The sequence below is a fragment of the Thalassospira povalilytica genome, assembly GCF_002844235.1.
Lineage (GTDB): Bacteria > Pseudomonadota > Alphaproteobacteria > Rhodospirillales > Thalassospiraceae > Thalassospira > Thalassospira povalilytica.
Map to the genome: position 1 here is coordinate 1 of NZ_PGTS01000020.1, position 579 is coordinate 579.

A 579-nucleotide genomic window follows, 5' to 3' on the forward strand; every position below is an offset into this window, starting at 1 on the left:
CTGCCATGGTGACGACGTTACCAGCAGCAGAGTCAAGGCCCGAGCCATTGAAGTCCGTGTCGGTGCCGAAGTCGGATGCGCCGGTGTTATCGGCGCGGATTGCAGCGACCGAAGCCGAGAAGTTGGTGTTAACCGTGAAGCTCAGACCAAGTTCGTCAAAGTTCAGGGTTGCGCTTTCGCCTGCGCCAATCGCTGTGGTGCCGGCCGTCCGGAAGTCGGTCACGTCGATCGACTGGGAGCGGTCAGCGGCGCCATCAATGGTGCTGGTGACGGTCATGATGACCTGGTCGCCGGCGCCGTAATTGATGTTCACATCGAAGCTGTTATCGGTCACGCCGCCTGCGTTGGCGTCCGTTGCCCAGTAGTTGTTGTCGGTGATGGCAAAGTTGTCAAAGCCGTTCACCGGAACAAGGGCTTCACCGCCCTGACCGGCAGCAAGGTCGCCGAACTCGATAGCGACATCGCCACCATTACCCAGCAGCTGAATGCCGTTGAAGTTGGTGGAAGATGCGATACGGTCGATCTCGTCACGCAGTTCGGTGAATTCGTCGTTCAGGAAGCCGCGTTCGGTATCGGACA

The 579-nt window shown here is 59.1% G+C and carries 1 protein-coding gene; it reads right to left on the reverse strand.

From position 1 onward, the window contains the following. Window positions 1–579, reverse strand: a 579-nt coding sequence (locus CU041_RS20260; protein WP_456154842.1) for a flagellin, incomplete at both ends; no start/stop codon positions are given.